The organism is Priestia sp. Y58 (assembly GCF_029522095.1).
GTDB classification, from domain to species: Bacteria; Bacillota; Bacilli; order Bacillales; family Bacillaceae_H; genus Priestia; species Priestia megaterium_E.
In genome coordinates, this window is record NZ_JAKWFL010000002.1 from 626,262 (window position 1) to 651,165 (window position 24,904).

General features: G+C 37.2%; 28 protein-coding genes. 3 read left to right on the forward strand and 25 right to left on the reverse strand.

Annotated elements, in window-relative coordinates:
• Window positions 1-2: 2 nt before the first annotated feature.
• The 6 genes from MMB68_RS09265 to MMB68_RS09290 all read right to left on the reverse strand — a co-directional run bounded on the left by MMB68_RS09265 (window position 3) and on the right by MMB68_RS09290 (window position 4,881).
• Window positions 3-1,256 (reverse strand): erythromycin esterase family protein, encoded by a 1,254-nt coding sequence (locus tag MMB68_RS09265; protein ID WP_277548666.1) that lies wholly within the window; start codon window positions 1,254-1,256, stop codon window positions 3-5.
• 136 nt (window positions 1,257-1,392) lie between these two features.
• The gene (locus tag MMB68_RS09270) at window positions 1,393-2,454 is read right to left on the reverse strand and encodes a beta-carotene 15,15'-monooxygenase (protein WP_277548668.1); all 1,062 of its coding nucleotides are present in this window, start codon (window positions 2,452-2,454) and stop codon (window positions 1,393-1,395) included.
• Window positions 2,455-2,553: 99 nt separating this feature from the next.
• A complete protein-coding gene (locus MMB68_RS09275; RefSeq protein ID WP_221785419.1) occupies window positions 2,554-3,015 on the reverse strand; it encodes a GNAT family N-acetyltransferase in 462 nt (153 codons plus the stop codon).
• A 122-nt stretch (window positions 3,016-3,137) separates the two neighbouring features.
• A complete protein-coding gene (locus tag MMB68_RS09280; RefSeq protein WP_277548669.1) occupies window positions 3,138-3,707 on the reverse strand; it encodes a histidine phosphatase family protein in 570 nt (189 codons plus the stop codon).
• Between the two features lie 61 nt (window positions 3,708-3,768).
• Complete coding sequence (locus tag MMB68_RS09285; RefSeq protein ID WP_221785418.1) at window positions 3,769-4,095, reverse strand: antibiotic biosynthesis monooxygenase family protein; 327 nt, start codon at window positions 4,093-4,095, stop codon at window positions 3,769-3,771.
• Window positions 4,096-4,161: 66 nt separating this feature from the next.
• Window positions 4,162-4,881: an FxLYD domain-containing protein gene (locus MMB68_RS09290; protein WP_277548671.1), complete on the reverse strand. Its 720-nt coding sequence runs from the start codon at window positions 4,879-4,881 to the stop codon at window positions 4,162-4,164.
• Window positions 4,882-5,062: 181 nt separating this feature from the next.
• Here MMB68_RS09290 and MMB68_RS09295 point away from each other — a divergent pair, with 181 nt between their 5' ends.
• The gene (locus MMB68_RS09295) at window positions 5,063-5,887 is read left to right on the forward strand and encodes a hypothetical protein (protein ID WP_221785416.1); all 825 of its coding nucleotides are present in this window, start codon (window positions 5,063-5,065) and stop codon (window positions 5,885-5,887) included.
• Window positions 5,888-5,944: 57 nt separating this feature from the next.
• Here MMB68_RS09295 and MMB68_RS09300 read toward each other — a convergent pair whose 3' ends face one another.
• Window positions 5,945-7,402, reverse strand: a complete 1,458-nt coding sequence (locus MMB68_RS09300) for a S8 family serine peptidase (protein WP_277548673.1) — start codon at window positions 7,400-7,402, stop codon at window positions 5,945-5,947.
• Window positions 7,403-7,659: 257 nt separating this feature from the next.
• Here MMB68_RS09300 and MMB68_RS09305 point away from each other — a divergent pair, with 257 nt between their 5' ends.
• Complete coding sequence (locus MMB68_RS09305) at window positions 7,660-8,526, forward strand: alpha/beta fold hydrolase (RefSeq protein WP_277548674.1); 867 nt, start codon at window positions 7,660-7,662, stop codon at window positions 8,524-8,526.
• Window positions 8,527-8,761: 235 nt separating this feature from the next.
• Here MMB68_RS09305 and MMB68_RS09310 read toward each other — a convergent pair whose 3' ends face one another.
• The 12 genes from MMB68_RS09310 to MMB68_RS09365 form a co-directional block, all read right to left on the reverse strand.
• Window positions 8,762-10,225: a sensor histidine kinase gene (locus MMB68_RS09310; RefSeq protein ID WP_277548675.1), complete on the reverse strand. Its 1,464-nt coding sequence runs from the start codon at window positions 10,223-10,225 to the stop codon at window positions 8,762-8,764.
• A complete protein-coding gene (locus MMB68_RS09315; protein WP_277548676.1) occupies window positions 10,213-10,890 on the reverse strand; it encodes a response regulator transcription factor in 678 nt (225 codons plus the stop codon). Before MMB68_RS09315 ends, MMB68_RS09310 begins: the two co-directional genes overlap by 13 nt.
• A gap of 7 nt (window positions 10,891-10,897) precedes the next feature.
• The gene (locus MMB68_RS09320) at window positions 10,898-11,671 is read right to left on the reverse strand and encodes an ABC transporter permease (protein WP_221785411.1); all 774 of its coding nucleotides are present in this window, start codon (window positions 11,669-11,671) and stop codon (window positions 10,898-10,900) included.
• Window positions 11,672-11,684: 13 nt separating this feature from the next.
• Window positions 11,685-12,512 carry an ABC transporter permease gene (locus MMB68_RS09325; protein ID WP_269871257.1) on the reverse strand — a complete coding sequence of 276 codons (828 nt, stop codon included), beginning with the start codon at window positions 12,510-12,512 and terminating at the stop codon, window positions 11,685-11,687.
• Window positions 12,509-13,234, reverse strand: coding sequence for an ABC transporter ATP-binding protein (locus MMB68_RS09330; protein ID WP_264408141.1), 726 nt, complete (start codon window positions 13,232-13,234; stop codon window positions 12,509-12,511). Before MMB68_RS09330 ends, MMB68_RS09325 begins: the two co-directional genes overlap by 4 nt.
• Before the next feature lie 63 nt (window positions 13,235-13,297).
• Window positions 13,298-13,561 (reverse strand): YesK family protein, encoded by a 264-nt coding sequence (locus tag MMB68_RS09335; protein ID WP_269871259.1) that lies wholly within the window; start codon window positions 13,559-13,561, stop codon window positions 13,298-13,300.
• 67 nt (window positions 13,562-13,628) lie between these two features.
• Complete coding sequence (locus tag MMB68_RS09340) at window positions 13,629-14,708, reverse strand: DUF4030 domain-containing protein (protein ID WP_277548678.1); 1,080 nt, start codon at window positions 14,706-14,708, stop codon at window positions 13,629-13,631.
• Window positions 14,692-15,219 carry an RNA polymerase sigma factor gene (locus MMB68_RS09345; protein ID WP_277548679.1) on the reverse strand — a complete coding sequence of 176 codons (528 nt, stop codon included), beginning with the start codon at window positions 15,217-15,219 and terminating at the stop codon, window positions 14,692-14,694. Before MMB68_RS09345 ends, MMB68_RS09340 begins: the two co-directional genes overlap by 17 nt.
• 148 nt (window positions 15,220-15,367) lie before the next feature.
• Window positions 15,368-15,679, reverse strand: a complete 312-nt coding sequence (locus tag MMB68_RS09350) for a hypothetical protein (protein ID WP_221785406.1) — start codon at window positions 15,677-15,679, stop codon at window positions 15,368-15,370.
• A 120-nt stretch (window positions 15,680-15,799) separates the two neighbouring features.
• Window positions 15,800-16,213, reverse strand: coding sequence for a GNAT family N-acetyltransferase (locus tag MMB68_RS09355; protein WP_277548681.1), 414 nt, complete (start codon window positions 16,211-16,213; stop codon window positions 15,800-15,802).
• Between the two features lie 376 nt (window positions 16,214-16,589).
• Window positions 16,590-17,009, reverse strand: coding sequence for a GNAT family N-acetyltransferase (locus MMB68_RS09360; RefSeq protein ID WP_221785404.1), 420 nt, complete (start codon window positions 17,007-17,009; stop codon window positions 16,590-16,592).
• Between the two features lie 190 nt (window positions 17,010-17,199).
• Window positions 17,200-18,042, reverse strand: coding sequence for a LysR family transcriptional regulator (locus MMB68_RS09365; RefSeq protein ID WP_221785403.1), 843 nt, complete (start codon window positions 18,040-18,042; stop codon window positions 17,200-17,202).
• A gap of 117 nt (window positions 18,043-18,159) precedes the next feature.
• Between MMB68_RS09365 and MMB68_RS09370 the strand changes: the two genes are divergently transcribed.
• Window positions 18,160-18,903, forward strand: coding sequence for an SDR family NAD(P)-dependent oxidoreductase (locus MMB68_RS09370; RefSeq protein WP_277447478.1), 744 nt, complete (start codon window positions 18,160-18,162; stop codon window positions 18,901-18,903).
• Between the two features lie 83 nt (window positions 18,904-18,986).
• Here MMB68_RS09370 and MMB68_RS09375 read toward each other — a convergent pair whose 3' ends face one another.
• From MMB68_RS09375 to MMB68_RS09400, 6 genes are all read right to left on the reverse strand, one after another.
• The gene (locus tag MMB68_RS09375) at window positions 18,987-19,703 is read right to left on the reverse strand and encodes a nucleotidyltransferase domain-containing protein (protein ID WP_277548683.1); all 717 of its coding nucleotides are present in this window, start codon (window positions 19,701-19,703) and stop codon (window positions 18,987-18,989) included.
• A gap of 169 nt (window positions 19,704-19,872) precedes the next feature.
• Window positions 19,873-20,178: a hypothetical protein gene (locus tag MMB68_RS09380; protein WP_277548684.1), complete on the reverse strand. Its 306-nt coding sequence runs from the start codon at window positions 20,176-20,178 to the stop codon at window positions 19,873-19,875.
• A gap of 122 nt (window positions 20,179-20,300) precedes the next feature.
• Window positions 20,301-21,350 carry a LacI family DNA-binding transcriptional regulator gene (locus MMB68_RS09385; protein WP_013084165.1) on the reverse strand — a complete coding sequence of 350 codons (1,050 nt, stop codon included), beginning with the start codon at window positions 21,348-21,350 and terminating at the stop codon, window positions 20,301-20,303.
• 252 nt (window positions 21,351-21,602) lie between these two features.
• The gene (locus MMB68_RS09390; RefSeq protein ID WP_277548685.1) at window positions 21,603-22,484 is read right to left on the reverse strand and encodes a sugar phosphate isomerase/epimerase family protein; all 882 of its coding nucleotides are present in this window, start codon (window positions 22,482-22,484) and stop codon (window positions 21,603-21,605) included.
• A gap of 89 nt (window positions 22,485-22,573) precedes the next feature.
• Window positions 22,574-23,611 (reverse strand): bifunctional inositol 2-dehydrogenase/D-chiro-inositol 1-dehydrogenase, encoded by a 1,038-nt coding sequence (iolG, locus tag MMB68_RS09395; protein ID WP_277548686.1) that lies wholly within the window; start codon window positions 23,609-23,611, stop codon window positions 22,574-22,576.
• A 64-nt stretch (window positions 23,612-23,675) separates the two neighbouring features.
• The gene (locus MMB68_RS09400; protein WP_277548687.1) at window positions 23,676-24,863 is read right to left on the reverse strand and encodes an MFS transporter; all 1,188 of its coding nucleotides are present in this window, start codon (window positions 24,861-24,863) and stop codon (window positions 23,676-23,678) included.
• Window positions 24,864-24,904 lie beyond the last annotated feature (41 nt).

Below are 24,904 nucleotides of genomic sequence, written 5' to 3' on the forward strand. Positions count from 1 at the left end.
TTTTATTTATTTTTATTGCGTTTAAGATACTCGGGCGGAGAAACAGACTCAACGAGTAAAGCACCGTCTAGCTGATCACGCGGTACAAATAAAGTCGGCATAGTACCGCTTTCTAAAAAGATCGTTTTAGTGAATATCCATTTGTTGTCTGAGTTTTTTTCAAGCTGTGAGAAATCTGTAAATAACGCCGGTGACTGCACTTGATGCATGTAATCTTCTAGACTTTTTTTAGGCGGCTTCTCTATTTTGTATGGCTGCCCTGTATCCGTATGTATTTCACCTTCGTACATAAATAAGCCTAAGTAATAAGACTGTTCCTTTATTTCACTAGAGACAATTGCTCCTAGAGGTTCAAATCCCGTAAACGTTTTGTATTGCTTAAAAATATGAAGGTTATGAGCCCAGATAATGATCTTTTCATCAGGATACAGCTCCTGACAAATCCACTCTAGATTTTCTTTCATTCTTTTTTCTCTTACTTTTTTATAGGTTCGGTGGTTATGGTGAATATGGTTAATAAAATATAAGCGATTTTGCAGGCATCGAATAATTATTTTAACTTTACATACAAGCTCTTGATTTTCAAGATACAAAACGTATTCTTCATGTAGATAAGCTTCTAAATCTCCTATCACCGCGCTTACTTTTTCTTTAAACTCTGCAAACTCACGTAGCATTTCTGTTGGGACTTTTTTTCTTCTCGCTTTATATTGCCCTAGCTGGTAGTACCATTTATATACGCCTGCTTCAATGTATTCTATCTTTTCTATCACGTCTTCAGACACTACGGGACTCAGCTGCTGAACAAATTTTATGAAAAGATCAGGATTAGAAGAAGGATTAATATCTATTCCTATTAAACTTAAATCTGATTTTTTCATTAGCTGAAACAAAGACAGATTTTCTTTTGTTGCCCATAAAGAATAAATCGCGTTTTTTAAAAAGTCTTCATCTGTAAACTCTTCCTTTAACTCATTAGCGCTATGGCATTCCGCTAATCCACTTTCAAATGCCAGTACGGTAAAATTCATTTCTTTATGTAGAAATTCTATTATTTTTGACTTCATCATATTATGTTCTCTTATGTTATGACCGTTTTCTCCTAGCCACACAACTCTCTTATCTTTTACGATATGACGGAGAAATTCAAACTCTTGCGGCGTACATTCAGTTGGTTTGCTTAAATGGATTGAGTTTTCAGATAGCCATTCTATAGAGTTTAAATACTTCTCTTTTCCTCTAAAAAAAATTCCCATACCCTATCCCCCTTTACTACATTACCTATTACTTCCATTTTACTAAAATACAGCTAACACTTCACTATTTATGTCCAGTAGCTGATCATTAGCAAAAAGACCTTATATATCTATAAGGTCCTAGCTTACTAGAATCCTAGATTAAGCCCTTCTGAGCTGTCTCCAAACGTTCTTTGACTATTTTTTTAAACGCGTGAGGATCATCTACGCGAATGGCTACCTGCTTGTATTTCTTTTTGATTCCCATAAAAAGCGTCGCCTCTACTGGAGATTTTAATGTTAGTAAAAGATCAGGATGAACGGTTTCAAAATCGCGTGCGATAAATTCAATCGTGGTGCTGGGTATTTTTTGTTTCAGGATGTGAGTGTCTTCTATTATTTCTTCAATATCTTTAAAAGAGATTTCCATACGCTTAGCTAAACCAAACGAAATGTATATGCGATCCTCTTCCACTCGTAAAGGGTTAAGCCTTAAGGCTTGAATGTCTCCTATGAAGAAAACAATGCTATAAATATTAAGGATCAGTAAAACGACTGAAAGAATGATAGACGTGTTGTGCAGCAGCCAGTGAAGCCCTAATGTTTCAATAACAATCGCGTGAATAATCATAATTTGAAACGTAATAAAACTTGAGCGTTTATACAGAGTAAACGTATCCCCTTCAGTACTCGGCTGCTTCTTCCACGTTCCAAACGCATAGTAAAACATCAGCATTTCTGAACACAGTATGTGTATAAAAGTTTGTTTGGGAAACTTTTCGTTTATAGCCCGCGAAAAGGAAAATAAAAGCGGTAAAGAGCTTGATTTGACTCTTTTCAAAATAGGCGGTACGTTTTTAGCCAGCATAAACAGCAGCGAAAGTTCAAAGAAAATGAGTACCCCTTCTATGCCAACGCCTAGCCACATAACCGACTGAAAAGAAGCTAAATATTCACTTGGAATGATAAAACGCGCAGCCACGAGGCCTGTTGCCATTAATACAATAAAGTACTTTAGACTGAACTTACGTTGCCAAGCTAGAAATAAGAGCGGAGCCACAAGGCTTAAGTCTAAAATAGAACCTACTACTACTCCGTTGAAATCACCAGGCAAAGACTGAATTCCAAAAGAAGAATGATACAACACGTAATTTGAACTTATTACTAACAGCAGTAAAAAAAGAGCGACAAAAGAAACTGTTTTTTTATGAAGAACCAAACAACCCACCTCACTTTTAGTTGGCGAAACATTACAATTCCTGTTACTTCCATTTTAGCAGTGTAGTTGATTTAAGTCACTTTGTAACATGGCTTTGTGTTATAAAATCCATTTAAAGATATCGACTTTTTTATCGTTATTACCTGAAATTGTCTGAAGAAGCTTCCACCCTCTGTTTTGGTAGTATTCAGAGGCGGTTTCAGTCTTTAAATAAAGCTCTTGATATCCTAAGCTCTTAATTACCTTTAATCCTTCTAGTATGAGAGTTTGACCAACACCTCTACTGCGATGTTGGGGCTTTATGTACAAGGAAGCAAGCCAAGGTTTGTATACATCTTGTGTTTTTAAGTCGTTTTCAAAAATTGATACGGTCCCTAAGCACGCTTCTCCTTCTAGCGCAATGAGTGTAAGAGGCAAATCATCTTTCTTTGTGTGTGAAAAGAAGGTTACAGCTTCTTCAAAAGTCATGCTGCTAGTTGTTGGTTCCACAAATTCTTTATAAATCATAGCAGCGACTTCTTTAATATAATCAGGATGATTAGACAAGAAATCAACTGTCATGGTTTTTCCTCCGCGTCTTAATGGTTCTCCTCATTTCCATATGCACGCCCTTTCTTTTTCAAATGCTAGACACGTATTCCGCTATATGAAAAGTCTTTAACATCTGCAATATATTTTAGATTTCAACTTTTATTGCTGTAGTTCATGAGTATTCTGGAAACAGACTTTAAGCTATCTCCTCCAAAAGATAATTTGTAGATATCAGGCATCTGTAAGCTCTTCAAAAACTCAAAATCATACTTTGCATCAAAATAATTCATGATTAACACCATGATGTTTCCATGCGTTCCAACAACAATATTTTTTCCTTGATACTTTTCTAAAATGTTACAAATACATGCTATGCCTCTTTGCTGAGCTATGATATTTGACTCTCCTCCTGTTAGAGAAAATAAAGGATCTTTCCACACTTTTATGATTGCTGTTTCAAAATCTTCTAAAGGATCCGAGCTTAATTTTCTTTCTTTTAGATCATATGCCAGTTCAATATCTAAATTGAATTGATTAGCAATTCCTTCGACTGTTTGAACAGCTCGTTGATACGGACTGGAAATCACAAGATGTATCTCTTCGTTTTTAAGTGAACTCGCAATTTGCTCAGCGTCTACCATTCCTTTTTTTGATAAAGGTCTATTCACTTCATCAGGTGTATATATCGAATGAGCATGCCGGATCAAATATAAATTTGTCACATTTTCTCTCCTCTTAAAACTGTTGTGTATGTATAATTCATCTTTTCATGTTAGAAGCGCCCTACATCTCAAAAAAGCTATGTCTTTCCACTTTACAAACCCTAAGCGAAAACGTTTGATACCATTCTGTTTTTCCTTTGTGCTGGGCTGCGCGGTGGGCTGAGTTTTCTTTCCACATTTTGATTGATTCTAAAGAATCCCAGTATGAAATGGTAATGCCTAAATCTTTGTCCCTGGCACTTTCTATTCCTAAAAAGCCTTTTTGTGCAGAAGCAAGCTCCGTCATTTTGTCTGCCATGATTCCATAACCCTTCTCACCTTCCGTTCTTTCAGAAGCAAAAATAACAGCATAATAAGGGGGCTCAGGGGTTTTAGCAATTCCAGACACCTTAATTTCCTCCTTTAAATAAAGTCAAATTAATAATAAAAAGAGTCTAATGTGAAGACTCTTTTACTATTGATACGTAGAAGCTACTACTTTATATTTTTTCACTTTTGCTAGTTCTTTATCAGGGATTTCCGATGAAGTAGCGTCAAAAGGAATGGATTTTCCAGGAGTCAGCTGCGCTTCTTCGGATTGAAATATAGTTCCTATAAACTCATTTTGTTTTCCATATAAGGCTCCACCAACCAGAATATATTCAGTAGATTCTTTGGTATTGTTTGTAGCTGTTCCTTTGATATGTAGGATGTGATTCTCTTTTTCCTGACTCATTGCGTCGCCTTTAATTTTCAAGCTCTGTACATTACTTACAGGTTTTATCGGATTAATCTTGACCTTTACATTATATGTATCTGGTTCTTTATTAATAATTCCTTCCGCTGAAATGTACCCTTTCTCGCCCGGCTTTAGTACATAGGGAGCAAGATGAACGTCGGGGTCACTTGGAATAATATGCGGATCAAGGACTTTTCCAGTTTTGTTTACATATTTTATTGTTGTATCGTTTACATTAAGCGTTTTGTCACTTTCATTTTTTATAACCGCAGAATAGCTCAGTACGTTATTATGAGTGATCGAATCTGCAAGTGTATAACTTTTTTCTTCTACTATTTTTATTTTTTCATCCTTTGTTTTCTCTTTCTTATGCTGGGCAGTGTCCGTTTCCTTGTTGCATCCAGCCAGAATGAACAAGAATGCTAGGAGTATTCCTAGCAGCAGTCTTACTTTCATGATGATTCCTCCGTTTAATACTATTTTTTTCACAAATTCCATTATAATACTTTTTTGGATTTATCTAAAGGGGATTTCACACCTAATTAGAATTTGCTAAAACTATAATTAGATAAATATTCCATTTATATGATATAGTCTTTATATGTAAGTAATAAACAAAGAGAAATGGAGTTTCAACATGAGGAACATAAGCAAGATAACAGCTGGGACCATTACGATAGCTTTGGCGCTTGGATTAATGGGGTGCAGTCACACGAGTTCAAACAATGAAAGCATAGATGGAAGCGAGGAAAAAAAAGAGCTGGCCATAGAGCTGAAATTTCTGCAAAACGAGTCCGAACGCTTAATCAATAAAGACGGAAAGATAGAAGATAAAACGTTTCAAAGCTATAAAAACGATTTTAACCTGCTGTCTGCGTCTATTAATAGTACGTCAAAAGTAGAAACACAAAGTGATAGCGAACTAAAAGAAAGCATAGCGCAATTAAAAAGAGATGTAGATGCATTAACAGAAAAAGAATATGTAAAATCTTATAAAAGATTTAATTCAAGCAAGACTATCTATGAAGTTACGCTCATGAACAATATGCATGACGTTATAGATGCAACAAAAACGTGGGAAGGAAGCAATAACGTGTCAGATTCATTTGATGATAAACACTTCCATTCTTCTGAAGCACAAATAAAAAAAGATATGGGGCCTGCGATTGATCATATTAACACCGTATCTAAATATAAAATAGAGCTCATGCAAGACGAAATCCAAAAGCATCGCGATAGTTTCACCCAGCTGCAGCTCGAACAATTAAAAAAAGCAACTTATAATTTTAATTTATCTCTCAACGATCAAATTAAATCGATTCAATTCTATCAACCTATAAGTGGAGATTATAATGTAAGCAGAAACTTTAGCTATGATTCCTATGATAAATATACGAATGCCTGTGTATACATTACCGACTTTGAATCTAATTTAGGAATTGCTAAGGCCGGTGAGTTTTAAAAAAACCTCTCTAAAATTAGTTTTAGAGAGGTTTTTTTGCTGTATTCATTACAAGCGCTAGTTCTTTATATCTTTTAACGCTCTATAAGCATTTGCTTCTCCTGAACCAAATAAAGCGTCATGTCCTTTTTTTCCATAGTCAAAAGCTGTTTGCTTAATACGTGCTGTTACTTGAGCGGGTTTATACTCAGGATGAGCGGCTTTAAGAACTCCTGCAATTCCAGCTACTTGAGGAGTTGCCATGGAAGTACCGGCGTTTAACTCATAGGAAGCCCCTAAATAAGTCGGCCATGTACTTAGGATTAAATTGCTTGGATCAGCCGCTGCTGGATCATTGGTTTTGGCATATTTCTCTCCCAAATCCCCTCCTGGAGCCGCTACGTCAATAGCACTGTTTCCATAATTAGAGTAGAAAGCAAGCTGCTGAGTAGACCATTTTGTAGAAGCCGAGACATTAATCACTCCTGGCATTTGTGCCGGCACGACAGTTGCAGGACCTTTGACACTTATTCCATACGGTTCATACAGGGTATTTAAAAAGTCGTTTACTTCCTTTTTATTATCTAAATTCAAACTTTCATTTCCGCTACCGGCTACGACCGTTACGTCATTTTTCACGGCGTACTGAATAGCTCTTTTCCAAAGCAGCGTTTCAGCGATTGATTTATAGCTTTCTCCTTCAATAGTCATTTTGTTATTATTATAGAAACGAAGAGACATATTAATAACATCGACTTTATCATTGGTTGCGGCAATAATTCCGTCTATAATCCAAGCAGGCATTCCAAGAGCTTGCTTTGAGTACAGTACGCGATAAGAACGTATTCCTAGTTCTGGTCCTACTCCTTTTACTTTTCCATTCGCTCCGATGATCCCAGCAACATGCGTACCGTGTCCATTGCGATCTTTTATATCTGCGGGATCCCCAGTTTCCGATTCGTCCATTCCGGCCGGAACAAGATTACGTCCGCCTAGTATATTATCTTTTAAATCAGGGTGAGACTCGTCAATACCCGTATCAATAACTCCCACCACTGCTTTATGAGTTGTACTACCATCTTTATTTTTATATCCGCCTGTTTCTACATCATAAGATTTTCCGCCATTTGTCACTCGTTGAATATCCCACTGAGAGTCCCAATAATTCTCTGCATTCTGTGAGCTGATAATACTAGACTGATAGTTGTAAAGACTATATGCTTTTTTTTCCAAGCTTAGAGGAATTTCCCTGTTGGCAGCTTCGATTGAAGAATTACCTTTTAAATTGTTAAGAAAAGAAGCCTGTTCAGATTGAGCTTCTATTCCTCCTACTTCAGGCAGAGCTTTGGTGACTTTCCCACCTGCTTTTTGGATAATCTCTTGATAGTTGTCTGGTAATCCATTTTTAAAAGCAATTGTGTATGTGTTACTTATCTTTTGATCTTGACTCTTAGCTTGAGTAGGAACTCCGCCAACGGCAAACACTCCTGCTCCTACCGCAAGTGAAAGCACCGTATGTAGAATTTTTTTTTGCATATGTCCCCTCCTATATATGGAAATATTTATCATATACTATCTTATTACACAACCTTTAAAATTCCAAGTTTTTCTAATAGATTACGATTATTTAAAATAAGACTTGGATTATATTTCATAAATAATAACCAAAATAAGGGATTTAAAAGAGCTTTATAGCTCATTTACCGCCTAAAAAAACCTTATTAGTTGATGCATCAAGTAATAAAGAGTAAAGTTTTCCTATAATAAAGATTAAAAGCGAAAGGATGAATAAGATGTTTAAAGACGGTTATGTAAAAGTGAATGGTGTAAACCTTCATTACGTGACAAAAGGTGAAGGCGAGCTTATGCTGTTTTTACACGGATTCCCTTACTTTTGGTACACGTGGCACCATCAGTTAGAAGAGTTTTCGAAAGATTACCGCGTGGTAGCTGTAGATATGCGAGGCTATAATTTATCAGATAAGCCAGAAGAAATTTCTTCTTACAGCATGCCCCTTTTAATGGAAGATGTAAAACAGTTAATTGAAGCATTTGGTGAAAAAGAATGTGTGTTAGTGGCACATGATTGGGGCGGCGCTGTTGCATGGGCATTTGCTTATACATATCCGCAGTATGTCAAAAAATTAGTCATGTTTGATGCACCGCACCCTTACACATTTATAAGAGAGCTTGCTGAAAACCCTGCTCAGCGGAAAGCAAGCAGCTATATGAGCTTTTTCCAACAGCCAAATTCTCAGGATGAGCTACTCGCGAACAATAGTGAAAAGTTAAGAAACATGCTGACGGAGCCCGGCATCAAAAAAGGCTACTTAACTAAAGAAGAAGAAGCTAAATACGTACAGGCGTGGAACCAGCCGAATGCGATGAAATGCATGCTTAACTACTACCGTGCTTCTTCCCTTTATCCGTTTGAAGAGCGCGTTCATAAACCTGTTGCCCTGCCGCATAAAGTATTTCACTCTCCAACTTTAATTGTATGGGGAAATGCGGACGAAGCGTTTGAAAACAGTAATTTAGATGGAATTGAAGAGTACGTTCCAAACGTAACGATTCACCGCTTAGACGGTGTAGGACATGCGCCTCAGCATGAGCAGCCCCAAAAGGTGAATGAATTTATGAGAGACTTCTTACGCAAATAAAACCAAAAAAGACCGAAAAGTACAGGATACAACGGCTTTGCAGTCTTTTTTATAGATTATAAAGTATATTATCAATTATTCATTTCTATTATTGGATTATTTTTCAACGTTTCAACAGATGTACATGGGGTATAAATTTTACTGTACAGATGCAGTCCCCCAAAGGAACATGTACATTTCTTTCTTACTTACCCTTTTTGGAACTCTCTTTTTTGAGGGTTCTTTTTTTACGCATTTACTCTTTCTCTATCGGAAGAACAATCTTAAACAATGCTCCTCCCGTCTCCTTGTTATCGGCTGTGATGCTTCCTCCGTGGTTTTTCACAATGGAATGAGCAATGTAAAGACCTAGTCCCAAGTTTCCGTGGCCGCTTGTTCTCGACGCATCTTCTCTGTAAAACTTTTTAAACAGCTGTTCTTTGTTCGATAGTGTAAACCCAGGACCCGTATCATATATTTCAAAGATTACTTCGTTATAATGAATGAGGGTATTCCAAACTATCTCCCCTCGTTCAGGCGTGTAGCGAATACAGTTTGTGATGATATTATCTAATACTTGAGAAATGCGCTGAGGATCTCCGTAAAATTGATTGGATGCATCTTCTACACTAATTAAAGATACAAATGCAATCTCTTTTTTTTGACATAAAAGCTGAAACTCGTCCGCTTTCTCATGAACAAATGTATAGATATCAATAGGTTCCCGTTTTACAGTAAAGCCCGGATTTTCTATGACAGATACTTCTTGTAGCTGATTTAATAGTTGAATCGAACGCTGTGTATTTGTGTAGATCGTATGTAAATATCGATTAAGCCTCTCCGGGTCCTTTTTGCTTCCTTCTACTAAGATTTCCGTATGTCCATGAATAATCGTAAGAGGCGTTCGTAAATCATGCGCAATCGCAGCCGTCATATCTTTGCGGTCTTCTTCTAGCTGCCACTGTTTAGATAGCGATTGCTTTAATTCTTTTCGCATTTCTTCAAAGGCATGCAGCAGCTGACTTAATTCTTTTGCGTCTTGAGTCACGGACAGCGAAAAATCTAAATTATTATGCTGAATATTTTTGGCTGCGGTCATCAGCTCATTAAAAGGCCGTTCAATTTTTTTGCTAAATCGTCTTCCAAACAAATAAGCAAACAAATAAAAGTAAAGAAACGGGCTGGCTAACGATAAAAACGTTACAAGCGCAACAATCCATTTAATATTTGGATTAGCCGAAGCCATATTTAATTGATATCTTAGCGCAATCGCCCCGTTTACTTCGTCTTTTCCATTAAAAAGCGGATAAACTTTTATAATATATTTACCTGAGTGGATATTTGTATTGACCTGAGAATAAAGATCCCGTTTATTTTTTATGTATGAAGTGGACATGGATCCATACACGATTTCTCCTTCTTTATTTATAATTTGATAATCCATTCCTTCTAGCGGAATCACCGCTTCTACTTGGCTTTGAACATCTTTCGAAAGAAGCTCATCCTCTTTTTTATTCACAAACTGCAAAATATCAGGAATTTGTTTTTCATAATAATTTGCTGGATTCAGTGCCCCGGGCATAAGAAACCAGTTCACTAAGATGACAATTCCCCACGTTAAAAGCGTCGCAAGCAGGCTGTACAGCAAAATCAAATGAAAAGATAAAACAAACTGTGCTTTTAACGTCGCCCGGTTCATCCATTTTTTTATTTTACCCATTTGTAGCCAATGCCCCAAACGGTCGAGATATAAGGTGTTTCGTCATATTTTAATAGTTTTGCTCTAATTTTCTTTACGTGTTCCGTAATCGTAGACGAATCTCCTTCCGCGTCGTAGCCCCAAACTTTTTCATACAGCTGCTCACGTGTAAAAACCTGGCCTGGATGAAGAGCCAGAAAATGAATAACCTCAAACTCCCTTGAAGTAAACGGAATTACTTCATTGTTATGTAAAATTTGATAGCCGTTTAAATCGATAGTTAACTCTCCAAAGTGAAGCCTGTTATAGGAATTATTGCTAATTCTCTGTTCTCGGCGCAGATGGGCATAAATGCGGGCTTTTAGTTCTTTCATACTGAAAGGCTTAACTAAATAATCATCTCCACCCACTAATAGTCCTTTTACTCGGTCCTGCTCCGTTTGTTTAGCGCTTAAAAAGATGATGGGACATGATATGCTTTTTCGGATCAGTTCACAAAGAGCAAAGCCGTCCATACCTGGCATCATCACATCCAGCACAATTAAGTCTGGATTTATTTTTAGCTTTTTTAACGCTTCTTGCCCTTCGTAAGCGAACAACACCTCATATCCTTCATCACTCAGCGCATCTTTCATAAATGAGATAATGTCTTTTTCATCATCTACTAACAAAATTGTTTGCTTCATCTCCAGTTCACCCTACCCATTCTTTCTTTTTCCATACGAATAGGTTTATTATAAGGCTAATAAGCAAAATTGGAAATAATAGGTTTACTAAAAATTCAGAGTTTGGCTTGCTTAATTCATGAAAAACAGAATCCGTTACGGAGAAAAAGAAGCTTAATTTATCTGACACATACACGCTTCCAATCAAGGCACCAATGGTTGCGACGTAAGATAAAATGGAATTAGGCATAAGAACACTCAGGATACTCCCGATGCTAATAACCGCTATAAAGATACAAAAACAAATTCCGTAAAATTTGAGCGAATATAGTAACGCCCCTAAAGTCCCTAGCGTATGTCCGCCTAAAAACGTCGTTTCATTTACATGAGGCATAGCTATTTTTCCAAGGCATGTCCCCACTACCCACGTAATACAAAGAATAATAAAAACTAGTAAACATTGAACCGCCCACTTTACAAAAAACAGCTTCACGCGATGGTGCGGTCGAATTAGTACCATGCGCAGAGCTCCCGACGTATACTCGCCGTTAAAGCTATCTGCCACAAACATAGGAATGACAATAAACGTAATCACAAACGATAGGTCTCGAAGAAGCAACGGTGCTGCATTTAAAGAATCAATTTTCACGTCATGGTCTGCATCAAAAAACGAAATGCCTCCCCTTTGAAAGAAAATGAACCAAATAAAAGCAAGTAATCCTATGTACACACCTAGTACCACCGCTGTCTTTTTCCGTTTAAACGTTCGTTCTAATTCACTGATAAAAAGTCCTGTCATCATGTCTTCTCTCCTTTTATAGAAATGATTCTTTTTTTCGAATAGCTACATACGTTAAACCACTAAAGAATAGAACATAAAACCCTAAAACGCCGAAATTCCACCCTACAAACTGCGGTTTTTCTGCCATCATGACCGTAATTCCCTGCCATTGAATCATCGGTACGGAAGTAAAAAACAGCTGTCCAAAGAGCTCTTCACTCATCCACTGCCTAAATCCTCTTAATAAAGTAGGATACGAAAATGAGATTAGTATAAAAGCAACGCCAATTCCAACAGCCGTAGTAGTCGTTTTGCTGATAACAGAAATAAAAAACAGCACACAGCATATCGCAATCGTCGTTAAATAGGCATATCCATAGAATGAAAGATTATATACTAGCGCTTCTTTTATGCTAAAAGGATGACTATGATAGAACACAAAGTAGCTTTGCGGGTGTTCAAACATCAGAAAGCCTATTACATAGCTCATACAAAAATACGTAATAAAAAACAGTAAATTAAACAGCAAAATCACTGCGGCTTTTGCTATGATAATTTCTTTAAACGAATACGAGCGGATCATGACCATTCGCAGCTGTCCGGATCTGTACTCTTCAGTAACAACGAGCGTAATAAAAACTAAAAACATTCCATTAAAAAGAGTAAATAACATTTCGGCTAAGCTCAGTACAGGAAAGTTTCCCGCAAACGTATACTGTGGTAAATCGACTGTGAGTGCTCCGTTTTCTTTTTGGAGATAGGAAGAAGCGACCAATAGCACCACCGGCACTAATAGAAAGGTCAGCCACGTCACTTTTCGTTTCCAAAGTCTTTCCCACTCCGCTACTAACAGCTCCTTCATTGTGACACCAGCTCTACAAACGCATCTTCAAGATTTTTACCAGATGCCAGCTGATCTAAAGCGCCGTCCCACATTAGCTCTCCTTCTCTCATCACCACAATTTGATCACACACTCGCTGTAATTCATCCAGCAAATGACTAGAGATTAGAATCGTTTTGTTATAATCGCGTTTTAACGTAAAAAGCAGCTCGCGCAGTTCACGTACGCCCATTGGATCTAAGCCGTTGGCGGGCTCATCCAGTATTAATAAGTCCGGGTCGCCTAGGAGCGCTTGAGCAATGCCAAGCCTTTGCTTCATCCCAAGAGAATATGTTCGAACTTTATCGTTTTCTCTTCCGGTTAATCCCACAATATCAAGCACTTCTTTCACTCTTTGCTGCCTCTCTTGTTTTGTCGAAAATGAATGCAGTCGAGCTAAATTTGTCAGGTTTTCTTTTCCTGTCATATAAGGAAAAAAGATGGGGGACTCTACAATCGCACCAACGCTTTGCAGCGCTTCTTTTCTTTGTGAAACAATATGTTTATTATTAATAAAAACTTCTCCCCCAGTTGGTTTAATCAACCCCGTCAATAAACGAATTAACGTCGTTTTACCAGCTCCGTTTGGCCCTAGCAGTCCGCATATTTCCCCTTCGTTAATTTGAAACGATACTTCTTTTACTAAGTGGCGACGCCTTACTTTTTTTGAAACGCTTCTTACCTCTAAAATAATATTTTTCATATTAAATCCCTCCTACACGTAGTATAGGAGGGATTTATAAAGAATTTATAAAGTTTATAAAAATTATCGTACAGGTTTTTTAGCTAAGATATAGGATACCACTGCGAATAAAAGCAAAAACATGGATACAAACAAATAGCCCGCACCTTCAAAGCCTCTTACCTCTACATAGCCAATATAAAAAAGAACAGCGGCAGCAATAACGGTTAGCATTGAAGGAATCATTCTAATGACCTTGTTCCACTTCATCTTTCTGAACAGCCAGGTTACAAGGAGTAAAAGCACACCTAGCAGCAGTGCAATCAGTAAAGGACCGCCTATCATCATCGTCTATCAACCTTTCAAAATATCTGTTATTGAGGAACATACATAGAAAAATTTTTAAGTGTTGTGTTTAATTTAGTTTTTTATTCCCTTTTCCATAAATCACAACTGTGTAAGAATCACCTTTCACTTTATTTTTCATTTCTTTTGTTTCAAGAAATTCATCGATAATTCCTTTAAGTTCATCGGCAAATTTCTTATTATCTTCGGAAACGCTTAATGAAGTGTAGATAAATACTTGTGGTTCGGGATGAACAGAATAGCCTACCATCTTTACATGATATTTCTCTTTTCCCAATAAGTCTTCACCCACATCCGTAACAATAGTTCCCCATCGATTGTCTTGGTCACGTTTCTTAAGGTTTATTTTCTTTATTTTTATGGAAGCATTCTCTGCCTTATTCTCAGCGAGAACAGCCTGAATGAGGGCTTTTATTTCTTCTACTCTCTTTTCTGTATCAGGAATTTCCAGTTCTACTCTTGGCGGAGATTTAAAACTAACGTTAGCTATTAAAAAGTCATAATGATGCTTCTCTAATTCTATAGAAATATCAGTTTGAATCTTTTCAATTTTTTTCTCTTGTGCATTCGGTTCCGTATAGACATACGGCTCCATTCTTTCAATTTTAAACGTATAGGCATCATATTGCCTTTTAGACAAAATGTTGGTTGCAATATCGGTTATGTCTCCTCGAACCTTATTAAAATACTTCTCCGAACCTTCTACCGATACAACTAATTCTTTTTTTCCTCCATAATAGGTCTGCCCCACGCTAGCCGTTTTATATCCCTTTTTCTCAAGCTCTTGATACAATACATCGGCTACAGGCTTTTGCTTAAAAATCTGTCCTAAATAAGGGATTTTAGCAGCTACTTGCGCCATTGCTGGAGAAACAAATGCTGAACTAATGAATGCTCCGCTCAAAAGAAAGAGAGCAATACCACAATATACAATATTTCTTAAAAAGCGATTTTGTTTTATAGAAAATAGATTTCTTTTAGACTTTACAGGTGGTGAAGATTCTAATTGATTTATTGTTTCTAAAAGCCTTTGTTTATGCTCTTGCTTTCTCGTTGGTTCCCAAATCAACTCCTCATTCAATTTTTCTAGTGAATTGTCATCTATATAAGAATTAAACGGTTTCTTCATATACATATCCATCCTTTACTAACTGCTTTCTTAAAGCAGGAATTGCTCTGAACTGCGCTGATTTTACTTTGCTTTCAGACCACCCTAAAATAGTCGCTGTATCTTTAACGGAAAAACCTTGAACTTTGCGCAGTAAAATAACTTTACGATGTGAATCTTTAAGCTTTCCTAACGCTTGATACAGCTCTAAAGAGGTTTCTTTAAGCTCAATCATCTCTTGAGGTAAACGAGCATGATCCTTTTTCGAAAGAAGAAAGTCTTTTAAAAGACTAGTAGGCTTTTGTTTTCGAAAATAATCCATCGTTACATTATGGGCAATACGAAACAACCACGTCTTTTCACTAGCGTTTTGCTGAAATAAATCATAAGAAAGATAGGCTTTTACAAATGTTTCGTGAGCTAAATCTTCAGCCTGCTGATAATCTTTTACAAGCATCAAAATAAATTTTAATAAGGTGTCACTATGTTCGTCATACCAACGCTCAATCTCTTCTTTTTTCGTATTTTCCAATGTTCTGACCATCCTTTTAACTAATATTCGTTACTTAGACGTAATCTATAAAAAAAAGTTGTGGTTTTTATTTACAAAAATAAAAAAGCTCTCCTGTGCAGAAAGCTCTTACTATCACAATCTATGAAATTTTCAGCTAACCAGCAGCTTACGGTTCCGAAATTCCATTCGCAATTGCTAATAAAAAAATCAAGCCAGAAAGCAACACAAAAAAGGTGCCATTTGCTATAATACTAAACCACACAACGCTCGGCTTTTTTGTTCGAACTCCTAAAGCTAATGCCACAATAAAGCCAACATCTATCGCAAAAAACAGCCACAGCAGAATGGTCAAATCACCGGTTTCACTTGGAAAAATTGAATTTTGGGGAAGCAGCCGATTTGCAAAAAATACAACAAACGCGGCCGCCAGCAAAATAACGGTTAATACAATCGGTTTATTTTCTTTTGATATACTCATTTTGAATATCCTCCCAACTAAAGGGAATAATACCATATTACAGTTGAATTTTTGTGAGTTTTAGTAAAAAATCCAGCACACAAAAACGCTTGGACATTTCCCAAGCGTTTTTTCGTCTATTTATTTATCTGAAATACCCGACTGCATTTCGTAATTTCTTACGAGCATACTGTTTGATTTTAGCATTCCAAACTTTTCATAATAAGGAACTAAGTCATCATCACAACACAAATCCACCATATAAATATCATCAAGCTCTTTTAACATTAGCTTTACTAACTCTTTGCCTATGCCTTTACTTTTATACTCTGGTAAAACTTCAAGGAACGGAATATAGGCAGATAGAACTCCATCGCTGATTGCTGTTATAAATCCAACCACTTGATTAGTATTTTCATCTAACGCAATGACCACTTTACTGCTGTTTTTCAACAATTTTAAGTGAGTTTGTGGATTTGGAGGATTGAGCCAATCTACAAAAAAACCTTTCAACATATCAGATGAAATCTCATTAAGACAAGATTTATATATCATTATATATCAACTCCTAATTTATTTTTTATAATTAGACAGATGATATATTAATAGTAAAGTAACAAAACAATGACCTCCAAACATTTTCTTTGGGCTACTATAAGATATTCGACTTAAAAATAAAAAACCCCTTTTACTGTACACTGCTTTGTAATAATCACGATCAACTATTTACCTCAGATAAATTATATTCTTCAAATCAACTACCCTGTCAGTAATACCTAAACGCTGTGCAGCAGTATGCGATTTGGTTTTAGAATTGATATGATATTTCTATTGTTTCTCTATAAAAACTGAACTACTTGGATTTTTTCTATGCCCTCTTTATTCATCTGGCACATACTCTAAAATGTCACCTACTTGTCTTAGACATAGCTCATTCCAAATATTCTTCCGCTAGGGTGCGATTTAAATAACGAGCCATTCCGGTTTTCATTTTCCGAAATCCTGCTCTTTTATAAAACTCGTCATTGCCTGATGTGGATACAAGATGAACACATGAAATATCATCAAGCTGAGCAAACAGGTTTTCTATAATTTGCTGTCCGATTCCTTTGTTTTGATACTGCTCGTCAACCACAACATCATAAATCGCAGCATTAAACACACCGTCTGAAAGAGCTCTGCCAAACCCTGCTATGTTATCTTCATCATAAGCAATCGCTACTACGTTGCTTGATTGAAATACTTTTTTTATTTTTTCTTCATCATGGTTCTTCCACCCTACGGAGTGGTAAATTTCTTTCATTCTCGACCACTCAACATTTTCTATAGAACTGGAAAGGGAAATTTTCATAAAACCTACTCCTTTTATTTTTATATAAACTATTTCTGTTTTCAAAAACAAAAGTCCTTGGTGGATCATTCATTTATCTTTCAAATCATAACGAGTATTAAGGGTATAAAAACATATATTCAATATATAAATGTAGACAAAAATAAAAGTTCAAATCATATCCGATTTGAACCTAAAATAAATACTCAATTTATAGACTCCCTAAAAAATGAATAAACTTCTTAAGACTTTGAGAACGCTGCTTTCCTTTCTTTACTACAAAATCAATTTGAACGTCTTCTAAAAGCTCTTGATAGTGAATGCTTTGTATATCACTACGAGAATTTACTACGCTAGCGGGGACTACACTCATTCCAAGTCCATCACGGACGCCTTGTAAAATAGCTTCTAATGAATCGAATTCCATAATATTGGCTTTATGTATATGATGTTCTTTTGAAAACTCTAATAGTCTGTTTCTATAGATGCAGTTTACATCACTATTGATGAGTATCGTTGGTTGGTCTTTTTCTTCCCTAGCTTCATGTAGAGGTGAGATAAGCACCATTTTTTCTGCATAGTGATAAACCGTTTCAAACTGAGCCTCATTATAGGTACCGCTAAGAAACAGTCCGTCAATTTCTCCGTACGAAAGCATTTCTTGCAAGACTTGTTTTCTATCTGTTTTTATTTTAACTTCAATATTTTGGTGTTCTTTCAGAAAAGATGAGAATAAAGAAGGAATTTTAATAGCAGAAACCGTCTGCGAAGCCCCGATAATTAAAGATTTTCTAAACTTGTTGGGATTAACTTCTGCCTTAGCCTCGTCCATTAACAATAAAATACGCTGGGCGTAGTTAAACAAAGCTTCCCCTTTACCTGTTAACGTGACTCCTCGATTCGTACGTATCAATAATTTGGTGTCTAACTCTTCCTCTAGATTTTTAATCCGCTGGCTAATATGCGGCTGCACATATCCTAATAACTCCGCAGCTTTTGATAGTGATTTTGTTTCTGCGACACATTTGAAAATTCGTAAGTCTTGGCTTTCCAATCTCAATTCCTCCGTTGATATCATTTTAAATGATACCTCTCTTAGTATTACCTATTATATCCTTTTTCTCATCGAAGATATAATAAAAGATGTTAAGAGAAAGGAAGGTTTATAGAAATGATCGATTTTAAAAATAAAGTATTTATTATTACGGGCGGCGGCACTGGCGTAGGTAAAGCAACCGCTTTAAAGTTAGCCGATAAAGGCGCAAAACTTGTGATAAACTACAGCAACTCAGAAAAGGAAGCTAAAAAAGCTGTGGAAGAGATTGCTGAAAAAGGCGGCATCGCGTTTGCTTTTAAAGCGAATGTAGCCAACGAGCACGAAGTGAATGAAATGATTCATCAAACCATTGCACAATTTGGACGATTAGATGGTTTAGTGAATAACGCTAGTATTACCGCTCAAATTCCCATGCATGACTTAGAGTCTGCAACGGATGACGTATGGGACTCTTTATATGATGTAAACGTAAAAGGCATGTTTCACTGTGTAAAAGCAGCCGTTCCACATATGAAAAAGCAAAAGTCAGGGGCGATTGTTAATGTAGGAAGCGTTGCGGGTACAACCGGCATCGGCTCGTCTATTCCCTACGCAGCAACAAAAGCTGCGATTCATACGATGACAAAATCGTTAGCGATCGCACTGGCACCCCATATTCGAGTAAACTGCATCTCTCCTGGTGCAGTCGACACCAGGTGGTGGTCTGGCAACGAAGATAAAATGTATCAGCTTGCAGGAAATCTGCCTCTTCAGCGCATTTCTTCTCCCGAAGATATCGCAGATGCTATTCTGTTTCAGTTAAAACAAGAGTCCGTGACGGGCCAAGTATTTACGATTGATAACGGGCAAACTCTTTAAGCATACGTGAATATTCCTAAAAACAAACCCCACTACTAGCAAGAAATAGTAGTGGGGTTCTAACAAGGCTACTGATTAAACTTCTATTTTCCCAGTGAAAACCCTTCAAACAGCCGCCCCCCATGTGGTTCTAACACTTTATCCACCAGTTGAATTACTTTATCTTTATTTCCTGTTTTATAAAAGGTATCAAATGCCTCCACAAACTCTTTACTAAAGCGTTCATTATAGTGATTCAAAGACCGTACAATCCATTTAGAATCCCCGATCCAATGACCGTTTGTTCTTAACACAAATTCGTGCGTTATGTAAGCGAGCGTGTTGGCAATAAAAAGTGCTTCACCTGTATTTGAAGAACCAATTAAATCATCCAAGGCATCGCTTATAAAATATCTTTTTAAGCTAATCGTCTCTTCCGGCCATTTTTCCAGGCCTTTTTCTAGTAATTGTTTCGCTTCTTTTTTTATAGACTGCACGACTCCTTTATCCGCTAAAATAATTCCCTCGGAAATCATTCTTGGCAGTGACGGTCTAGCCCTCTTACAGTCGCTTTTAAAAAAGGCTTGGTATGAAGTCAGATTATGGGCAAAAACTTCAATGGCCCATCCAAATTCAATGAGTGATTCTCTAAAAGAAGAAGTAAAATCCTCATCAAAAATAACAAGATCAAGGTCGGACGTATGTGTAGCTTCTCCTCTCACCACGCTTCCGGCGAGTAATGCGCCTTGACAATTAGGGTAATGCTTAGAAATAAATCGTCTAGCTGCTTGCAGCGGTTCTAACTTTTTTAGCTCTTTCATCGTATTCCTCCAGAAAATGATATATATTCCTTTTCTGGTTAGAACGCGGAAATTCCTTTTAAAAATAGATTTGAATAAATATGTTATTTATAAGAAATTTCAGAATTCAATTCACATTAAAATGTACACATGGTTTATGATAATGAACAGCAGTTTTATGGCTGACAACTTAACTAGTTATCGGAGAAGGTTTTATTTCTTTAATTGTTTTGACGATAAACACAGGGACAGGCAGAAGGCTGAGTTTTCCTAATGACGTAATGATGCGAATATACTTCATTTCACCTTCCACATCGATTTCATCTCCGATATTCCAGCATTCCATTGATTTTTGACTAAGAACAGGAAGGATTTTCAGCACATCGCCATCAAAGGAGATATTATCTTTCACCTCTAAAAAAGAAAGGCGATCCATTCTTTTATAGTGATGCTTTGGATATGTTCTTTTTTTGAATACTGTTCCGGTAATTCTCACTAAAGTCACCTTCTCTTTTTTATCAGAGTATTCCTTCCACTTTTCTGTAAACAAGAGAAGACAAAGATGATGGTCTCTCTTGTTTACTTCTCAGCAAAAAATCTCATAGTATTTAAACAGCACTAGTTAATTTTCTTAGCTGAGCCTTCAAGCTGAATAAAATTTTTCACTGTAGTTTTACTTCCGCAAGACTCGCGTACGATTAGTTCATCTTTTAATACAAACTTTTTTTGTTCTAACGCTTTTCCGCTCATTAACCCAAGCAATAATTCCATCGCTTTTTTTCCAATTTCATATTTAGGCTGTTCAATCGTTGTAATATGAGGTTCAATGATATCCGACATTTTTGAGTTATCAAACCCTACTACAGCTATATCTTCAGGCACTTTTAAACCGCTGTCTTTTGCCGCTTTTATCGCTCCTATCGCCATTTCATCGTTAAAAACAAATACAGAAGTTGGTCGTTGCTCTAACGATAATAGCCTGATCATTTGATGATAACCGGACTCTAAGCTAAAATCTCCTTCTTGAATAAAAGCGGAATCCACGGGTAAATCGTGACTAATCATCGCCTGGCGGTACCCTTTTAATCGGTCACGGCTTAAGATAACATTCATAGGGCCCGTGATGTGCGCGATTTTCGTATGCCCAAGGCTTATTAAATGCTCCGTTATTTTTCGCGCGCCGCTAATATTATCAATAGATACGGTAGAGATATCTAAGCCATCTATATACTCGCACGCAAGAACCGTAGGGAACTGTCTGGAGACTTGTTCAATTCTGTCTTTATCCATGCGGGCTGTTAGAAGGATCATGCCGTCCGCTTGCTTTTGGAATAATAAATCAACAAACTCTCCCTCACGCTCAATGTCGTTTTCTGTATCTCCTAAAATTACTCGGTAGCCGCTTTTAATCGCCGTATGCTGAATTCCTTTAAGAACTTCAGAAAAAAACGGGTGGGTAATATCAGGAACAACTACTAAAATGGTTTTTGTTTCTTTTTTTCTAAACTGTCTTGCGATGATATGGGGCTGATAATTTAGTTCTTCAATGGCTTTTAAAACTTTTTCCTGCGTTTCTTTGCTTACTAGGTGGGGCTGACTAAGAACTCGCGAGACAGTAGCTGGAGCTACATTAGCTAGTTTGGCCACATCACTCATTTTAACTGACATACGTTCACTCACCTTTATCTGTAGTAATTAACATTTTATAATAAAAAGTTCTATCCGTTTTGCATCTATCTTTATTATACATTACTAGCATAATAAAGCCTCTCTTTATCATCATGATGGGGGCCGAATAGAACAATTAAGACTATTTTAAACTAGCTATGCCCACAAGTTCTGATCTTCTTTCAAGCATAAACCATGAAAAGTGATGCAAAACATATCTTTTTATGCTTCGCATCACTTCAGTGGATCACGTTAAATGTTTAGGCTTTCTTTAATATTTAATCCTTCTCTAATTGACTTTAACGTTACTTCGTTTGACCATTCCGGTCGATCAGGGTAAGCAAATACAGAGTTTGTTACGATGCCGTCAAATTTAATTTCTCTTAATTTGCGATACAGGGCGTCAAAATCAATTTCTCCTTCACCAGGATTTAAATGCTGGTGAATCGTTACCTTTGCATCAGGCGGATTTACAATATAGCGCAGTCCAAACGCTGCTTTATGGTTAAGAGTATCAGCAATCAGAACGTGTGCAAGCAAATCACCCGCTTCATCAATGTGCTTTGCTACATCGCCAACGCCATCGTCATAAAAGAAAGCATGAGGGACAGAATAAACTAATTTAATCCAGTCTTTATCCAGCGCACGAATCATTGCAATAGCTTCTGTGTTTAATTCGATAAAATCATTTGGATGCGATTGGAGGTTAAGCTTAATTCCTTCTTTTTCAAAAATCGGCATCAGCTCTTCCATCGATTTAACAAAAGCCGCTTCGCTTTCAACAGGCCGGCTCTTGTCGCCGCTGAATTCACTGTTCATTAAATCTACTTCCAGCTCAGAAGTAATTTCAATTGTACGCTTCCAGTTTCTTACTGCTGCTTCACGTTCCTGCTCATTTGGTGAAGACCATTGCTGCACCGGAAGTACAGAAGAAATTTTCACCCCAGCATCGGCACAATATCTTTTTAAGTCTTTTATACGCTGTTTATCAACTTTTGGGTATTCATAAAACCAAATAAAATCTTTGCGCGGAGATAACTCTACGTATTCATAACCTAATCTTGCAACTGTATCAATCGTATCTTTTAAACTCGTATTGTCACGGTAATGTGACGGATCATATGCTAAACGCAATGTAAAACTCCCCTTTCCTTTATGCACACTAGACGTGCCCATCCCCTAAGTTTTAATTAAGCTGTGTTGTAAACAAAACGTTTTTACACTTACATTTTGCCTGCTGCGGTTAACGTTTTATGGTAGAAATCAGGACGTTCGCCTAACGAAATAGGAACAATGTTTCCTGATTTTTTTGCTTCTAAGCAAGCATCTGAAGTAACGGCCGCAACGTAACCGTCCCAAGCTGTTGGTCCATTCACTTCGCCTTTAAGCGTTGAATTAATCCAGTCTTGAAGTTCTGTATCATAAGAGTCAATGAATCGATCTTTCCAATCTACTAAAATTTCAGTAGATTTTTTTGCTTCACTGCGCAACACGACGCTTGAAGGTTCAGGTAAGTTAGCAATTCCTGTTTCTCCTACTACTTGACATTGAATATCATAGCCGTACTGGCAGTTTACAAAAACCTCCGCATCAATTCGAACGCCTTGCTTTGTTTCAAGCAGCACCATAATTGGATCTTGCAGATGTTCAAGTGCCTTGCTCGTTTTTCGCGGTGCCACGATTTGAACAGATACATAATCGTCATTTAATAACCAGCGCAACACGTCAATTTCGTGGATGAATGTATCAACAATTGACATATCGCCCGTGTATGTATCAGGTACCGTAGGATTTCTGTGTGCGCAGTGAACCATTAATGCTTCACCAATTTGCCCGCTTTCAATCACTTTCTTTAAAGCGCGATACCCTGTATCATAGCGGCGCATATAGCCGACTTGCACCAATGGCTTGCCGTGTGTAATCTCAGCCTCAACGATTCTTTTGCAGCCCTCTGCTGTTGTAGCAAGCGGCTTTTCACAAAATACAGATTTTCCAGCTTGAATCGCCCCTAGCACAAACTCCTCGTGTGTCGGTCCCCAAGACGTAACAACAACTGCATCTACATCTTTTGACTTAATCAGCTCATGTCCGTCATCATAAATAACGGCATCCAAGTTTTGATTTTTGACAACAGCTTTTGCTTGTTCTTGATTTACATCCGTAACCGCAACAATTTTTCCGCCTGATAACGTATTTGTAATTCTTCTAATATGATCTTGTCCGATTGCTCCTGTTCCAATAACACCAATTTTCAACACCATAATCTATGGCCTCCTTTAATATGTGAGCTTTAAAAATAGAAATAGATGCTTGCTTCCATACTTTTTATTGTGCTTTAAAAACTTTATATGACGCTTCTTTCTTATCCCATGCCGCTGCAAAAACAGTAGCGGTTAACCCTAAGGCTGCTGCAAAAAAGAAGCCTGCTTTAAGTCCCATCCAAGAATTTAATATTCCTGCAGCAAAAGGACCTCCGAATATTCCTAACGCATACAGCGCTTGGTAGCCTCCCATCGCCGTAGCTCTTTTTTCTACAGCTATTCTTTCAATAGACATTCCTAACATAAGAGGAAACACTAATCCTAATGAAAAACCGTTCACACTTTGAATGATACAAAGCAAAAGTTTATTTTCCGTCATAGGAATCATACAGGTAAAGAATGCGGCCAGAAAAAATGCGGCCTTCAAGATGCTCCATTTTCCAAAGCGCCAAACAAATAGCTTTTCCATAATAAGAGGAGCAGCTGCATGAGGGATCATAAAGGAAAAGACAATCAAACTCAGCTCGCTCTCTCTAAATCCTGCGCTTAATGCGTACGCAGGAGTAAAACCAAACATAGTCGTGAAAATAATGCTGTGTGCTAAAATAGACAGCAGCGAAATTTTTAATAGCGAAGGCTCTTTTATTACGCCGATTAATTCCTTAAGCTTTATAGGCGATCTCTTTATGTTCTGTTTAGGCTCGTGAATGAAAAGAGAAAGAACGGCGCCTATTACACTCAAGATCGTCCCTATCCAAAACGGAGCGTGCCATCCCCACTTACTCACGATGTAACCGCTTAAACTCATGCCCAAAAGCTGAGCCAAAACCACTATAAATGAGATGATATTCATAGCACGAGTAGTTTTTTCACGTTCAAAGTAGCTTGAATATAAAATCGTAAAGGCAACCCACGTTGCCGCTGCCAATCCAGCTAAACAGCGTGATATAAACACGCCTATTAAGCTATCGGTCAACGAAAATAGCAGGCAGCTCGACATGCTGGCTATCATGCCGAAGATAACAAACGGTTTTCTCATTTTCACAAAGTCTGAAAAGATCCCGAGCGGAAGGCGACATAACAGCTGCATGAGTCCATAGCTGCTTAACACTAAACCAATAAAGGCATACTTGCCTCCTAGCCCTTCCATATAAGGAGACAAAATAGGTACGTAAATAAACTGCGAGAACCAAAAGATAAACGAAACAGCTGCAAAAAGATATTTATCTTTGAGGGTACTTATAGCACTCAACTAATCACTTCCATTTTGTTACTGCGAAAAAAACGACTTCT

Coding starts and splice junctions, on each gene's coding strand:
- MMB68_RS09265 (WP_277548666.1), bottom strand. CDS start 1,256: ATGGGAATTTTTTTTAGAGGAAAAGAGAAGTATTTAAACTCTATAGAA.
- MMB68_RS09275 (WP_221785419.1), bottom strand. CDS start 3,015: ATGACAGTTGATTTCTTGTCTAATCATCCTGATTATATTAAAGAAGTC.
- MMB68_RS09290 (WP_277548671.1), bottom strand. CDS start 4,881: ATGAAAGTAAGACTGCTGCTAGGAATACTCCTAGCATTCTTGTTCATT.
- MMB68_RS09295 (WP_221785416.1), top strand. CDS start 5,063: ATGAGGAACATAAGCAAGATAACAGCTGGGACCATTACGATAGCTTTG.
- MMB68_RS09300 (WP_277548673.1), bottom strand. CDS start 7,402: ATGCAAAAAAAAATTCTACATACGGTGCTTTCACTTGCGGTAGGAGCA.
- MMB68_RS09305 (WP_277548674.1), top strand. CDS start 7,660: ATGTTTAAAGACGGTTATGTAAAAGTGAATGGTGTAAACCTTCATTAC.
- MMB68_RS09310 (WP_277548675.1), bottom strand. CDS start 10,225: ATGGGTAAAATAAAAAAATGGATGAACCGGGCGACGTTAAAAGCACAG.
- MMB68_RS09315 (WP_277548676.1), bottom strand. CDS start 10,890: ATGAAGCAAACAATTTTGTTAGTAGATGATGAAAAAGACATTATCTCA.
- MMB68_RS09320 (WP_221785411.1), bottom strand. CDS start 11,671: ATGATGACAGGACTTTTTATCAGTGAATTAGAACGAACGTTTAAACGG.
- MMB68_RS09325 (WP_269871257.1), bottom strand. CDS start 12,512: ATGAAGGAGCTGTTAGTAGCGGAGTGGGAAAGACTTTGGAAACGAAAA.
- MMB68_RS09330 (WP_264408141.1), bottom strand. CDS start 13,234: ATGAAAAATATTATTTTAGAGGTAAGAAGCGTTTCAAAAAAAGTAAGG.
- MMB68_RS09335 (WP_269871259.1), bottom strand. CDS start 13,561: ATGATGATAGGCGGTCCTTTACTGATTGCACTGCTGCTAGGTGTGCTT.
- MMB68_RS09340 (WP_277548678.1), bottom strand. CDS start 14,708: ATGAAGAAACCGTTTAATTCTTATATAGATGACAATTCACTAGAAAAA.
- MMB68_RS09350 (WP_221785406.1), bottom strand. CDS start 15,679: ATGAGTATATCAAAAGAAAATAAACCGATTGTATTAACCGTTATTTTG.
- MMB68_RS09355 (WP_277548681.1), bottom strand. CDS start 16,213: ATGATATATAAATCTTGTCTTAATGAGATTTCATCTGATATGTTGAAA.
- MMB68_RS09360 (WP_221785404.1), bottom strand. CDS start 17,009: ATGAAAATTTCCCTTTCCAGTTCTATAGAAAATGTTGAGTGGTCGAGA.
- MMB68_RS09370 (WP_277447478.1), top strand. CDS start 18,160: ATGATCGATTTTAAAAATAAAGTATTTATTATTACGGGCGGCGGCACT.
- MMB68_RS09375 (WP_277548683.1), bottom strand. CDS start 19,703: ATGAAAGAGCTAAAAAAGTTAGAACCGCTGCAAGCAGCTAGACGATTT.
- MMB68_RS09385 (WP_013084165.1), bottom strand. CDS start 21,350: ATGTCAGTTAAAATGAGTGATGTGGCCAAACTAGCTAATGTAGCTCCA.
- iolG (WP_277548686.1), bottom strand. CDS start 23,611: ATGGTGTTGAAAATTGGTGTTATTGGAACAGGAGCAATCGGACAAGAT.